This window comes from Paraburkholderia sp. SIMBA_054, from assembly GCF_046534875.1.
GTDB lineage: Bacteria > Pseudomonadota > Gammaproteobacteria > Burkholderiales > Burkholderiaceae > Paraburkholderia > Paraburkholderia hospita.
The window spans coordinates 19,926-33,375 of record NZ_JAWRXV010000091.1; the positions used below are offsets into that span (position 1 = coordinate 19,926).

Annotated in this window: 8 protein-coding genes, 4 pseudogenes and 1 other annotated feature; of the genes and pseudogenes, 9 read left to right on the plus strand and 3 right to left on the minus strand. The window is 58.5% G+C overall.

Annotated features, from left to right (window positions below; genetic code table 11):
* The first annotated feature begins 88 nt into the window (after positions 1-88).
* The 6 genes and pseudogenes from SB822_RS50630 to SB822_RS50655 form a co-directional block, all read left to right on the plus strand.
* Positions 89-1,483, plus strand: a complete 1,395-nt coding sequence (locus SB822_RS50630; RefSeq protein WP_090838640.1) for a phosphomannomutase/phosphoglucomutase — start codon at positions 89-91, stop codon at positions 1,481-1,483.
* A 629-nt stretch (positions 1,484-2,112) separates the two neighbouring features.
* Positions 2,113-2,517 carry a hypothetical protein gene (locus SB822_RS50635; protein WP_244144690.1) on the plus strand — a complete coding sequence of 135 codons (405 nt, stop codon included), beginning with the start codon at positions 2,113-2,115 and terminating at the stop codon, positions 2,515-2,517.
* A 1,061-nt stretch (positions 2,518-3,578) separates the two neighbouring features.
* A pseudogene (locus tag SB822_RS50640) lies at positions 3,579-3,937 on the plus strand (transposase); the annotation flags it as partial.
* A 422-nt stretch (positions 3,938-4,359) separates the two neighbouring features.
* Entirely contained in the window at positions 4,360-4,536 is a 177-nt protein-coding gene (locus SB822_RS50645; RefSeq protein WP_090838634.1) for an ATP-binding protein, read from the plus strand.
* 1,410 nt (positions 4,537-5,946) lie between these two features.
* A complete protein-coding gene (locus SB822_RS50650; RefSeq protein WP_143055816.1) occupies positions 5,947-7,164 on the plus strand; it encodes a hypothetical protein in 1,218 nt (405 codons plus the stop codon).
* Positions 7,165-7,436: 272 nt separating this feature from the next.
* Positions 7,437-8,030, plus strand: a pseudogene (locus SB822_RS50655) (IS110 family transposase); the annotation flags it as partial.
* Positions 8,031-8,096: 66 nt separating this feature from the next.
* Here the strand turns inward: SB822_RS50655 and SB822_RS50660 are convergent.
* Positions 8,097-9,337 (minus strand): IS3 family transposase gene (locus SB822_RS50660; RefSeq protein ID WP_410858312.1). Its coding sequence is split into 2 segments (ribosomal slippage): positions 8,097-9,031 and positions 9,031-9,337, totalling 1,242 coding nucleotides; the frame shifts between segments, so codons are not numbered across the junction.
* Positions 8,919-9,035, minus strand: a sequence feature (AL1L pseudoknot). Its footprint overlaps the gene before it by 117 nt.
* Positions 9,338-9,394: 57 nt before the next feature.
* Here SB822_RS50660 and SB822_RS50665 point away from each other — a divergent pair.
* A pseudogene (locus SB822_RS50665) lies at positions 9,395-9,823 on the plus strand (IS110 family transposase); the annotation flags it as partial.
* 425 nt (positions 9,824-10,248) lie between these two features.
* On the opposite strand, the gene SB822_RS50670 reads toward SB822_RS50665, so the two are convergent.
* Both SB822_RS50670 and SB822_RS50675 read right to left on the minus strand, forming a co-directional pair.
* Positions 10,249-10,407: a hypothetical protein gene (locus tag SB822_RS50670; RefSeq protein ID WP_410858313.1), complete on the minus strand. Its 159-nt coding sequence runs from the start codon at positions 10,405-10,407 to the stop codon at positions 10,249-10,251.
* Between the two features lie 313 nt (positions 10,408-10,720).
* The gene (locus tag SB822_RS50675) at positions 10,721-11,152 is read right to left on the minus strand and encodes a hypothetical protein (protein WP_090838623.1); all 432 of its coding nucleotides are present in this window, start codon (positions 11,150-11,152) and stop codon (positions 10,721-10,723) included.
* An 828-nt stretch (positions 11,153-11,980) separates the two neighbouring features.
* On the opposite strand from SB822_RS50675, the gene SB822_RS50680 reads away from it, so the two are divergent.
* Together SB822_RS50680 and SB822_RS50685 are read left to right on the plus strand one after the other, a co-directional pair.
* Positions 11,981-12,760 carry an IS66 family transposase zinc-finger binding domain-containing protein gene (locus SB822_RS50680; protein ID WP_244144692.1) on the plus strand — a complete coding sequence of 260 codons (780 nt, stop codon included), beginning with the start codon at positions 11,981-11,983 and terminating at the stop codon, positions 12,758-12,760.
* Positions 12,657-13,450, plus strand: a pseudogene (locus SB822_RS50685) (IS66 family transposase); the annotation flags it as partial. The gene SB822_RS50680 and the pseudogene SB822_RS50685, both read left to right, overlap by 104 nt.

Sequence of the window (13,450 nt, forward strand, 5' to 3'; positions counted from 1 at the left end):
GTTGTATCCGGACCGCTTCCGGCAAGGCACAGTGCCATGACCACGCTGTGTCAACCAAATTTTCCATTGCACGTAAGTGAGCCAATCCATGATCTCGCAATCCATATTCAAGGCATATGACATCCGCGGAGTGATCGGCAAGACGCTCGACGCCGAAACCGCGCGTTCGATCGGTCGCGCATTCGGCAGCGAAGTGCGCGCACAGGGCGGCGAGGCCGTCGTCGTCGCGCGCGACGGCCGGCTCTCCGGTCCCGAACTGATCCAGGCGCTGTCGGACGGCCTGCGCGCGGCGGGTGTCGACGTGGTCAACGTCGGCATGGTGCCGACGCCCGTCGGTTATTTTGCGGCCAGCGTGCCGCTCAAGCTCGACGGCGGCGAGCGCCGCGTTGATTCATGCATCGTCGTCACGGGCAGCCACAATCCGCCCGACTACAACGGCTTCAAGATGGTGCTGCGCGGCGCGGCCATCTACGGCGAGCAGATTCAGGGGCTGTACAAGCGCATCACCGAAAACCGCTTCGAAAGCGGCAGCGGCACTTATCAGGAGTACGACATCGCCGATGCGTACCTTGAGCGCATCACGAGCGACATCAAGCTCGCGCGGCCGCTGAAGCTGGTCGTCGATACGGGCAACGGCGTCGCGGGCGGTCTCGCACCGCGCCTGTTCAAGGCGCTCGGCTGCGAGCTGGTCGAGTTGTTCACGGAGATCGACGGCAACTTCCCGAATCACCACCCGGACCCGGCGCACCCGGAAAACCTTCAGGACGTGATCCGCGCGTTGAAGGAAACGGACGCCGAGATCGGCTTCGCATTCGACGGCGACGGCGATCGCCTGGGCGTCGTGACGAAGGACGGCCAGATCATTTATCCGGACCGCCAGCTGATGCTGTTCGCCGAAGAAGTGCTGTCGCGCAACAAGGGTGCGCAGATCATCTACGACGTGAAGTGCACGCGCAATCTGGCGACGTGGATCAAGGAGAAGGGCGGCGAGCCGCTGATGTGGAAGACGGGCCACTCGCTCGTGAAGGCGAAGCTGCGGGAAACAGGCGCCCCGCTTGCGGGCGAAATGAGCGGCCATGTGTTCTTTAAGGACCGCTGGTATGGGTTCGATGACGGCCTGTACACAGGGGCGCGGTTGCTGGAAATTCTTGCGCGCGTGCAGGATCCGAGCAAGCTGCTCAATGACCTGCCGAATTCGCATTCCACGCCGGAACTGCAGCTGAAGCTTCAGGAAGGCGAGAATTTTGAACTGATCGCGCGTTTGCAGAAGAGTGCGACGTTTCCTGACGCCGATCAGGTTGTGACTATTGACGGCTTGCGCGTCGAGTATCCGGATGGGTTCGGGCTCGCGCGGTCTTCTAATACGACGCCCGTCGTTGTCATGCGGTTTGAGGCCGACAATGATGCGGCTTTGAAGCGGATTCAGGAAGATTTTCGGCGCGTGATTCTGGCTGAGAAGGCTGACGCTAAGTTGCCGTTCTGAGATGCTATGGGAGGGCTGTGTAAGTAAGCCCGCCGGAGTAAAACGGGATTCGCAGACTCGTTTTCTCCAAAGGGGCACGCGAAATGGACGCGTCTCGCACAGCCCTCCGTGGGCAGAATACGAGGGCAGGCCGCCGGCTGTACATGGCCTTTGAACTGGGCGAGAAGAGCTGGAAGCTCTCACTGGGTGATGTCAGCGCGCGCCCAGCCGCTGTACGGTCGCCGTAGGCGATACCACCGCGGTCCTCACCGCCATCGCGAACGCCAGGGCACGGCTGCCACCTCAGCGCCGACGCACCCGTCTACAGCTGTTATGAGGCGGGGCGCGACGGCTTCTGGCTGCACCGCTGGCTGACTCAACAGGCCATTGCCAATCTCGTGGTGATTCGGCCAGTATCGAGGTGAACCGGCGTGCCCGTCGCGCGAAGACGGACCGGCTTGACAGCGACAAGCTGCTGCCCATGCTGATGCGTTATCTCACCGGCGAGCGACGGGTATGGGTGGTTGCACGCATCTCGACGCCCGAGCGGAAGACGACCGGCGCCTGCACCGCGAGCTCGAACGCCTGCGCAAGGAGCGCACCGCGCACACCAACCTATAAGACTTCCCTTTTGGATCCGCTCCCTGCTCGTGCTGCATAACCTTCGGGTCCGGTATGTCGGTGGCCGGATCTGGACGCACTGGTGGACCCGGCAGCGCGAGCAGTTGCCGCCAGGCCTGCGCGCCGAGATTGAACGCGAGTGTGAGCGGCTCACGCTGCTCCGCCAGCAGATTCGCCGGCTCGAAGTGCAGCAGGACCAGCAGGTGCGCAGCGGCGCGCACCCCGGCATGGCCCTGCTGGCACGGCTTGTGGGCATCGGTACCGGCAGCGTCTGGACCCTGGTCAGGGAACTGTTTGGCTGGCGACAGTTTCGCAACCGCCGGGAGCTTATCCAAAGTCCGGCGGTGCAGCTGACGAAACGAAACTCAATATCCTGGGAACGAATCTTTATGCGTGGGTCCTCACAGACGGTCGCCGTGCCGTATCCTGGCTGACTCAGACGCGGGAAACGACGGTTCTGCGGTGTTTTGGTTTCCGATTTCTATGGCGGCTACGATACCTTTGCCTGCCGACAGCAAAAATGCCTAGTGCATCTAAGAGACATCAATGAAGATCTTTGGAAAAATCCGTTCAACCAGGAGTATGAAAAGTTTCTTGCTAAAGGGAGCAATTTGTTTGTACCAGTATTTGATGATGTATATAAATATGGTTTGAAGAAACGTCACTTGGGAAAGCACGCGAAAGCCGTTGATCGTTTTCGAAAAAACGATCAATGTTAATTCGACGTGTGAACTCATAGAGAAGTATCGCAAGAGGTTCGCACGATATCGGGAATCGCTGTTCACTTTCCTTGAAGGCGATGGAATTCCATGGAACAACAACATGACTGAACGGGCCATACGTCATCTTGCGATCTAACGAAAAATATCTGGGTTCTTTGCAAAGGCTGGAGCAGAACGATATTTGATTCTTCTTGGTATTGCGCAAAGTTGTCGATTTCAGGAGAAATCGTTCTTGCGTTTTCTATTGTCCGGCGAAATAGACATAGACAAATTTAATGAAAAAAACACCCCCAAGGAATAGCAAAGCAAATATATGATGTTGCAGTCAAAGCCTGCCAGTATCAATCTTAAAGTCGGTTCACTGTTCCATATCCTAGGCCGTCGGTGGAATTTCAACCGAGCGGCGGGTTTCGGGCAAGCATTTGAAACTTGCGAATGACGGGCCTTGGCCGACCCCGGTCCGACACAGACCTCGATAGGCCGCTTATCGCAGCGAATATGCGATCGGCATAAATCGGACCCGGTGCTGCCGGTCGAGTCGCCACAGTTCCAAGGGTGGTATCGGAGCGGATACGGTCGTTTCGCGCCGTCACTCCTGGACAAGTGATCGGCCATGAGGCTGCCGCACGCAGACCACTACTCACATTCCCTGCCCCGAAGCCTAACGCTTAGGTCAGCTTGAGCGAGGCCCTCGCTCCACTCTCATACAGCTCGTCCTCGCCGATAGGTCGCCGGTCTGCTGCTGTTGGTCTTAAGTGTCATCGTCAAAGCCAGATCGGCCAGCCTCCCTTCTGGAAACAATACCCGGAATCGGGGCGCTGACGGCATCGGCCCTGGCAGCCTCCATTGGCAACGCCCACGCCTTTCGCAGCGGCAGGGAACTCGCTGCATGACTGGGTCTGGTCCCACGCCAGCATTCCTCGGGTGGCACTGCGCGCTTGCTGGGTATCAGCAAGCGCGGCGATACGGCTTTACGAAACCTTCTGATTCACGCAGTGCCCACGCGGTTATCCGCATGGCAGCCCTCAAGCCCGAGATGGCTGATTCCTGGCTGATGAAACTGTGTCGACGCCGACACAAAAACATTGCCGCCGCTCGCGGCAAAGATGCGCGTACCTTCCAGAGGTTGCTTGAGCAGACTTCATTCGATGACAGAACGGACCGTGGTGGGCCAAACCCGCTTTGCACCACGGGCAACCAGGCCCGAGGCTGTGATGGGGTACCCCATTCGCGGATATTCATCGTGGCCCGGCAGTGAGTGCTGTGTGAATCGAGCCCGGATACATGGCTGCAACCTCGACCCAAGTTCAGAAAACGGAGACTGCTTGACAACAGGGAGTCGTCCATACGTGGTGCAAATTGGGTGGCAGGCGAGAAATCGCGGATTTTTCCGAGACCTCAACGAGCTGAAAGAAGCGCCATCCAGATCGAGGGCGAAGTGATATCTTTGAGGTGCTCTCTCGTGAGAGCGAAAGTGGCCTTTGCGAATGCGATGCGTCAGTTCGATGCCATAGAGGGTAGGGCCTCGTTCCGGAACCGCTTGAACCCGGGCATATCGAGTACCTCTTTGAGCCGTTCTATACGACAAAGACTACCGGTTTGGGGATGGGTCTATCGATCTGCCGTGCAATCATCGAAGCAAATGGCGGTCGATTGTGGGCCCGCGCAGATGTACTCAGCGGCGCTATCTTTGAGTTCACGACACCCGTCCATTCGGCTGTTTCGTCGTAAAAGGGTCTCGCGTTCCGTACCGTCGAGTATCCCATCGTCAGCGGCGCTGTTGCGACGTTTGCTCGTCAGCGCTCGCGTCCGAGCGCGATGCGCCGGCGATTACGGGGTGTCGCGCCGAATCCGAAACGTCGAAAAGGGTTGTCGACAAGGAACATTCGCCCGACGACCATTCCTGAAATTTGGGAAGCTGAGCATGATGTAGCCATCGAACTCGATGCGGCGATCAAGTGACGCACGCAACCGATGCTGCGATTCGAGACCCTCTAGTACGCCTGGATCTTCTTGGGCGCGGATCGAAGTCATGCACACGACTGCCAATGGACATTTGACGTGCGCGAGTCGGGTCCATCGGTCCACTGCTAATCAATTCGACGACCTCAATATAAGCAAATACCTTGCTTATCGACCTTGCTCCAATCTGTATTTCATATCGCAAAAAAGCGCAGCGAAAACTCGCATCTCTTGTCAGATTGTCACAATGTGGAGGGATGGAGGGAGAAACTGATATCGTCGGCGCACTTTTCCAACCTACTTTCCACGTCATTATAAAGTTGTCAAGCCACAACCCGGTGTTGTTAAAAAACATTTCGCTAATTTAACGTTAATCCACGGACGGGCGCCTTAATTTCGTAGATCAGATAGGCGATTCTTGGCTAGATGACCCGATGTGGTTCGGGTTAGTGCTTATCCGCAGGATTTCAACCTGCGTTACAAGGGGGAAAATGCATATAATCACAACTGCAGGATGGCCGCAAATTATACCGTAGTGTCAGAAGAGTGCCGCAATTATTGCGGCATGATCTATGTATGTGGCTCGACAACGTGGGTGGGAACTAACGGTTTTTGCAGTCCCGTGGCGGCGAGCATGAAATGTTGAAAGAAGTAAATCCAATCTGACCCTCAGCAGGCCTAAATCAATGGCTGACTTTGGAAGTCGATTGCCTTATTTGCAGTGGCCGGTTGTCTGGCGTAAATCTTCCGACGCATTACGCGTTCAGGCCGCCGGCGTGCGTAATCTTATCGTCGGCTTTTTGCCGCACGCGTGGCAGGCGGATCATCGACGCTTGATGGAGGTCGATCGATACGTTTCGCAGTCGAAGCATACGGGAGCGTCTCACTGTCCTGTATTGCATTCCGGTGGTGCAATCCAAGGTTTTGCTAACTAATGGGCCTTGCTGATGGGGTGTTTGCACTAATTTTAATTTGTAGTACTAATAGTTTGTGCTAACTGTTGCAACTCAACAGATCTGGCAATCTGACAACCAGAGGCGTCCGCACGCCCATATCTGACGGCATCTTCCGACCGATTTTAAAACATCGCTTCATCAGCGATGAACATGGTCACGCATTCCCCAGATTCATCCTGTCACCACTATAAGTAAGTTCATATCTAACTTTGGGAACAATGGAATGAGACACATTAAGTACTTCTTATTTTCTCTTCTCTCGCTTGCATTTGTTTCAACCGGCCATGCAGCGAGCAATCCGGCTACCGTTACCGTCAACGGCGTGACGTGGACAAAGTGTGCGGACGAGCATGGCACCTGCACTTTCTCCGGCACGCAAAGCGTGCTCTATGGTGCATGGCCTCCGAGTTCTCCTTCGGCAATGTATGCAGTGAACGGCACCTATAGCGGCAGCGTGCCATGTGACAATAGCGCGATGGCCGATCCTGCGGTCGGTTATGTGAAAGCGTGCTATGTCAAGTCAACCACCGCCACGGTTGCAGCGGCTGCGTCTACCAGATACACGCCACCCGCACTGGTCAATCCGGTTAGCCCGATTACTTACGGGGCCAAGTGCAATGGCATAACGGATGACACGGCTGCGTTCCAGAAGGCGGTCAATGCGGGCGACGTGTTGGTTCCTGCCGGCACGTGTGTGATCAACGGCACGGTCAATGTGCGAGCAAGCAACCGTCACATTCAGTGCCAGGGGACCATCCTCAAGCGGAACACGGGCTACAACTACAATATGTTCCTGATCGGCAACGGTACGAATGCCTATACGAATGACAGTATCGTCGAGTGCAACTTCGTGGGCGCAAATACTGTGGCTCCGCAGTACTACGACAACGACACGCGGCATTGGGATATTCCGGTTGAAACGAAGGGTCCTGTCAGCAACTTCTTCCTGGCAGGCAACAGCTTCAAGCAGTTCTTCGGCCAGTCAATGTTCCAGACCTACGGCTCGCCCAATGGCGGTAGCGGCGACCAGATCATCTACAACACGTTTTCAAGCTGCGGCTACTATGGTCCGGTGCTGGTTGCTCACACCAATGGCTACATCGGACACAACACGGTGACCGACTGCGCAGTAGGCATCGAGAACGACAACACCAGCCAGGCGACCGGCCACAACGTAATCGAGTACAACACGATCAACGCTGTATATGGCTATGGCGCACCCCTCATGTCGTCGTCGGTGATGCTGACGGGAGGTGTTGCAGGGAACGCTGACTACTCCACTAATATCGTGCGTAACAACACGGTGTCGGGCAAGAGCAACGCACAGGGTTTCAAAGGCGCTAACATTCCTAGCCGTACCATCATCGGTAAGAACTGGGGCATAAAAGCGGCGCAGTACTCGAACAACACCTGCACGTTGGGATGCTCGGTTACGCCATAATCACTCGTCAGTAAGCGATGGAAGCGGGGCTGGCTGTTCAGGGTGGTGTTGTCGGGCCGTTGCACGTAGGCAGTGCAGCGCCGGAAGCCCCTCTGTCAAGGCCACCGCTTTCCATGCGCCGTCATCAGTTTCGCGGGGCACCTGCATTCCCGCTTTCAACACGAGGCCGCCTCTGTTTGCGGTTCTGATGTGATGGACGACTCCCGCCACCCAGCGAGGGGTTTATGCCAAAGTGGAGAAGTCGTGACCTCCACGGCAAAGGAGCGTTCATCATGAACATAGCGACTGTTGGACTGGACCTGGCCAAGAGCGTGCTGCAGCTTCACGCAGTGGATTCGCATGGCCAAATCGTTGTACGCAAACAGCTCAGACGCGCGGACGTACTTCGGTATTTCGCCACGCTGCAACCGTGCGTAATCGGCATGGAAGCATGCGCCTCGTCGCACTACTGGGGCCGCGAGCTCGCAAAGCTCGGACACACCGTTCGACTGATCGCCCCGCAGTTCGTCCGGCCTTACGTAAAGAGTAACAAGACCGACGCGGCCGACGCCGAAGCGATTTGCGAGGCGATAACGCGACCGAACATGCGATTTGTACCGGTCAAGACGCAGGCGCAACAGACAGTGCTGTCGCTGCATCGCGCACGTGCCGGTCTGGTCAAGTCACGCACAGCACTGGCCAACCAGATCCGCGGGCTTCTCGGCGAGTTCGGTATCGTGCTGCCACAAGGTATCCGGCTGCTTGGCCAACGGGCCATGGCGGCTCTTTCCATCCGGGACGGTGAACATTCTGAGCCGTTCCGGGCGTTAATCCAGATGCTCGTCGAGCACTTGCGCGAACTTGGCAGCAAGGTGGCTGAGCTCGAAGGTCGTATCCGCGCAATCCATCGCACTGAACCGCCCCGGCTTTGTCGGAGACTGCCGAGTTTGGCGCTACGCCGCGCGAGCGGAGCGCGCCAGATTCCGATTGTAAGCTTCCTCTGCCTCCGCCGGCGACATGTACCCGAGCGGGCCGAGCAACCGATGATGGTTATACCAGTGAACCCATTCGAGCGTGGCGAGCTCGACGTCTTGGAGCGTACGCCATGAACGCCGATGCACAACTTCGGCCTTATACAAGCCGTTGATCGTTTCGGCCAGAGCGTTGTCGTAGGAGTCACCGACAGTTCCGACTGATGGCTCAACGCCAACGTCCACCAAACGTTCGGTGTACCGAATGCTGAGATATTGAGACCCGTGATCGCTATGATGAATGAGTCCGGGCGGCGGCTGACGATCGTGTAACGCCTGGTTCAGCGCGTCCAGCACGAAGTCAGTTCTCATCGATGCCGACACGCGCCAACCGACGATACGGCGCGCAAACACATCGGTCACGAAGGCCACGTAGACAAAGCCCGACCATGTCCAACAATAGGTGAAATCCGCGACCCACAGCGCGTTAGGTTGCTCGGCCCGGAATTGACGTTTGACCCGGTCCAGCGGGCACGGCACCGCATCGTCGCGCTGCGTCGTCTTGATCCGGCGCCCACGCCGCACACCTTCGAGGCCCATCACCTTCATCAGGCGCGCAACCGTGCAGCGCGCGACGTTCACGCCATCTCGCAACAACTGGCGCCAGACCTTTCGCACACCATAGACGCCAAAGTTCTCCTCCCAGACCGCCCGGATGAGGGCCTTCAGTTCAGCGTCGCGACGCGCTCGTGCTGGCCATTGCTCCGGATCGCTGCGCCGCCCGGCGTGCCGGTAATACGTCGACGGCGCGATCGGCAGCAGGCGGCAGATCGGCTCGATACCGTAGACGTCGCGATGCTCGTCGATGAACGCGATCATGGCTTCGATCGGCGGTCGAGCTCCGCCTGCGCGAAATATGCGGAGGCCTTACGCAGGATCTCGTTGGCCGTGCGCAGTTCACGATTCTCGCGCTCCAGTTCCTTCAAACGCGCCAGCTCCGAAGTTGTCGCGCCAGGTCGTTGGCCACGGTCGCGCTCAGCCTGAACGATCCAGTTGCGAAGCGTCTCGCGTGACATCCCCATCTTCGAGGCGATCGAGCGGATCGCCGCCCCCTGCGTTTGATACTCGTGTTGGTGCTCAAACACCATCCGGATCGCTCGCTCACGGACCTCGTCCGAATATCGCGTGCCGGTGGGCTTCCTTGTCTTGCCTTCGCTTTCCATGCTTCAAATCTCCCGTTACAGCCAAGATCCGAAGTCTCCTACATTTCCGGGGCGGTTCACACGGATGCGCCCGGTCAACTTCTCGAAACAATACCCGGGATCGGGCCGCTGACCGCTTCGGCCCTGGCAGCCTCGATCGGCAACGCCCGAGCTTTTCGCAGCGGCCGTGAACTTGCTGCATGGCTGGGCTTGGTGCCGCGTCAGCATTCCTCGGGCGGTACCCCACATCTGCTGGGCATCAGCAAGCGCGGTGATACGGCATTACGAACACTTCTGATTCACGGCGCCCGCGCGGTTATTCGTATGGCAGCCAGCAAGTCCGAGATGGCTGATTCCTGGCTGATGAAACTGTGTCGGCGCCGGCACAAAAATATCGCTGCTGTGGCGCTCGCGGCAAAGAATGCACGGACGGCGTGGGCCATGCTGATACGAAATCAGGCCTTTCAGGCAAACCATGTGCCTACGCGATCCAGCGTGACGGGTTGACAGGCCTCGCAATTGGCAGCAAAACAGCGTTCACTTTCCAGAGGTTGCTTGAGCAGACTTCAATTCGATGACAGAACGGTCGGACCGTGGTGGGCCAAACCCGCTTTGCACCATGGGCAAACAAGCCCGAGGTTCTGATGGGGTACCCATTCGCGGATATCCATCGTGGGCCTGCAGCGAGTGCTGCCAACTGAGCCCGGATACATGGCTGCAACCTCGACCTGATGCCAGAAAACTGAGACTGCTTGACAACAGGGAGTCGTCCATACATGGTGCAAATAGGAAAGCCTGTTGAGATGCCCTCTACAGGCAGGACACCTCATCGAGTGGGCAGTGCGGAGCCGGCGGTTGAATGGCCACCTTAGCGTGCGGAGGAAGGACCGGAGTCTGCCGGATGCGGGAGACGCAAGCCGCTCCACTTTTGACTAACGCTGCGCAGGCCGCGGGTCGGCGGGGATAGTGCCGTCGGCACGGCCGAGAAAATACCGGTAGATATCGTCGATGCGCTCAGCGATCGAGGGGTTGTCGCGATAGGCAGGCATTCCGCGTGACGGCTCGCCGTCAAGGACCATCCGATCAAACATCTCACGGCTCTGAGTACGCGCGTACTCAACAATCGAGGGTGCCGCCAGCCCCCCCATAGTCCTTGCCATGGCAGCGGGAGCAATCGACGGCGCGCAAGGCACGCCATGTGCTGACGATGGCGTCATCGGTCAGTTGGGAACCTGTGCGTTCGGCCTCCGCATCGGCCCGGGCCGGCATGGCAACCGCAATCACGACGACAACCGCACAGCACCTCGGCATGATTGTCGACAATGCCGGCATCTTTCGACAGCGCTGCGTGCCGAGCTGGTGTGTGTCGTCGCTGGCGAGCGTATGTTCGGAGGGCGCGCGTATTCAATGGTAAATCGTCGTAGACGACTGCAGCTTCATCAACACGCCGCTTTTGAATCGGAACCAGCCCTGCGAGCTTTGCATCACGACTTCATCGTCTCGCCAGAACACGCGCTTGACCGTTATTCGCTTACCCGAGCGCTGCACAAGTGGCGGATGATGGCGAAAGTCGTAGAGCACCGGGCCGGAATCGGTCTGCACAAGCGCTCGCGTGACGGTGTGATTTGCGTCACCGACGTCGTCGAAATGCATGAGCGCGTTAGCGCTGAAGCGATCGAAAATTTCCTTGTCGAGCATCCCGGCGAAATCGCGGTCGACGCGCACGAATTGCAGTTCGCCCGAGGGCGTGACGAGCGAGTCGGATTCGTTGCTTTGCGCACGAACACAAGGCACGAAACAGGTGGCCGCGAGCACGGCGAGGAACCATCGTCTCATGTTTTCCTTCAGATTTAGCCGAGTCCCTGACTACGAGCACTACGGGCAATCGCGTTTTTGGGGAACATTGTCGTCATTTTGGTGGAGATGTCGGAGGTCTTCAACTGGCCGCACCGGTCTCACAATGAAAGGCTCCGATCGACCCTCAGCGGTCCTTCGAACTGCCGGGTGTCGAGAGACCGGTTTGCGAGGTCAACTGGTCCCTGACGCCCATATTCCTGATGCACGAAGTTTCGATACGCTTGAGGATCGGATACGCTCGCGACGACGAACTTCTGACCGGGTCAGTCTGACTGATCGCGCGTGATCCTGTTTTGTTCGAATGTCGGAGCACCGGCGCGGATGGCGGGGGGCAAGCACCCGCTGCAGGTTGACGGATGGCGAACAGGTCAATGCACTCGTAAGCCTCACTCCCAGGTCTGCCCACTTCACGCCATATGGCGGCTGGGCAGGGCTGACGCATCGCATAGAGTTGAAGGATGTCCTCACACATTTTCGCCAAGTGGGGGAATGCCGCAATCACGTCCGTGTCACGTGTCGTTGCCTGTTGATCTGGGATCACTTTCGCCATTCCGGTTCCTTGAGCCAGGGCGCGCCATTGGGCCTCTCGAACCTCCAATCAGTATCCGCCGAACTGCGCGGCGGCACTTGAAACAATGTAGAGGTTCTTGATTGCCGTGATGACCTCTGGCGAAGAGTGCTCTCGTCCTGGATTCCTAGGGCGGGGCGCAGATGCGCGACAGCGTGCCGGTCGCGATGCAGGGTGAGGTGCCTGCGCCCTATCTGCGTGTGAGCTGAACGCACGATCAGCATGCCAGTCAAAGCAGCATGCCGATCAACGTCACCATCGATGCCGACGAACTGAAGGCGCTGCTCGCGATGCGCGAGCAGCATGACGCGCTTCAGCGTGAGCGTGACGAGTTGCGCAGCACGTTGCGCCTGGTGACGGCCGAGCGCGACCTTGCCGAGGAACGACTGCGCGCGTACCGGCGCGAACTGTTCGGTGCGAAGAGCGAGGCGCGCGATTCCGACCAGCTCGGCCTGTTCAACGAAGCCGAAGTGCTCGGGGCAAACGCGACACCCGCGCAGGAAGACACGCCCGCAACGAAGGTCACCGCGCACACGCGCAACAAACGTGGCTGCAGGCCGCTCGATCCCGGCCTTGCGCGCGACATCCACCGTCACGAACTGCCTGAGGCCGAACGGTTCTGCGCCAACGACGGCCATGCGCTTGTCGAGATCGGCGTGGAGATCAGCGAGCAACTGAACGTGATTCCGGAGCAGATTCGGGTCATCCAGCATCAGCGCGTCAAGTATGCGTGCCCGTGCTGTGACCTGGGCATCAGGGTCACGCCGGCGCCGCCTCGCATCATCGCGCGAGGGCCGCTGAGCGAATCGGCACTCGCGTGGGTTGCCACCGGCAAGTACCAGTTCGGCATGCCGCTGTACCGGCAGGCAGGTCTGCTTCGGTGGCGATATCTCATCGAACACGCTGGTTGCGAACATGGTCCGCGTTGGCCTCGCGACGCAGCCCGTGATCAACCTGATGCGCGATGCGGCTCGATGCCGAACTGGTCTACTGCGACGAGACAACCTTCCAGGTTCTGAAGGAAGAAGGCCGTCTGCCGCAGACGAAGAGCTACCTTGGGCGCAGATGACCGACTCGGATACGCCCGTGCGCGTGTTCACCTATACGCCTGGTCGCGGCGGCAAGCTGGCCGACAAGCTGTTCGCCGGCATTCGCGAAGGCGCCGTACTGATGACCGACGGCTACGCCCCTTACGACGGCATCGCGCAACGCCATCACCTCATCCATCTCGCATGCTGGACACATGCGAGGAGGGGCTTTGTACCGGCGGCTGCTGGCTACGCGTTTCATCAAACTCATCGGCAGGCTGTTCGCCGCCGAGGCGCGCAGCCAGACATGGAAAGCCGAACGACGACAGCGGCTGCGACGACGATACAGTGCGCGCGTGCTCGACGTCCTCCACCGGCTGATGCTGCAGCATCAGCCCAATGTCGTACCTGGCAGCTTGCTGGGCAAGGCGTTGAACTACCTGCGGGGGCAATGGACAAAGCTGGTCCGCTACATCGAGAACGGCAACTGGCCAATCTCGAACAACCCCTGTCATGCCGCTAGCGGCATGAACCCAGTTATGCCGACTAATCGGGGAGTCGGCATAACCCCTGTGAAAACGCCATCAGGCCATTCTGCCTGGGCCGCCGCTATCGACACTTTTCGGTTATCGAAGGTGATCACCCGAGTGTGGACAATAGCTCTTGTTTTCAGGGCTAGGA